We start from the raw sequence: 532 nt of genomic DNA, 5'->3' as shown, positions 1-532 counted from the left end.
AGTTCATTCCACTGGTGAAGAAGGCAGGCCGCCAGTTCCTCACCGATCAGGTCAACGCAAGGTTGAGCAACACGCTCGGCGCGGGTTCCAGTGAAGACGTCACGGAGGCCAATCAGGCAGAACTGACCAGCCAGGCAGCTGCGGAGAACGAACTCAGCGATACCGCAGGTGAGGACATCGTCACCACAATGGAGGAGGTCGAGGGCTTCCAGATCGTGCGGGCCATCGTGTGTGAGCACCTGGCTCCGGTGCGGGTCGTGTACCGCGATGCAAAGTCCTATTGCGCCATCCTGGTGGACGACAACAACCGGAAGCCCCTGGCGCGTCTCCACTTCAATCGGAAGCAGAAATACATCGGTTTGTTCGACGAGAACAAGAAGGAAACCAGGGAGCCCATCGAGAATCTCGTCGACATCTACAACTATGCGGAGAGCCTGCGAGCCCTGGCGCGAAGCTATGTGTGGGCCGGGTGCGACGCCTCGTCGCCGCGTTGACTCGTGAGTCACACGGGGAGAGGGCGCGGGAGAGGGAC

1 pseudogene is annotated in these 532 nt (G+C 60.5%); it reads left to right on the top strand.

Annotated elements, in window-relative coordinates:
* Positions 1 to 494: pseudogene (locus GTW58_RS13910) on the top strand (restriction endonuclease); the annotation flags it as partial.
* Positions 495 to 532 lie beyond the last annotated feature (38 nt).

The sequence above is a fragment of the Kocuria subflava genome (assembly GCF_012163155.1).
Lineage (GTDB): Bacteria > Actinomycetota > Actinomycetes > Actinomycetales > Micrococcaceae > Kocuria > Kocuria subflava.
The sequence above is the reverse complement of the archived record's forward strand: the minus strand, read 5'-3'. Positions and strand labels throughout refer to the sequence as shown.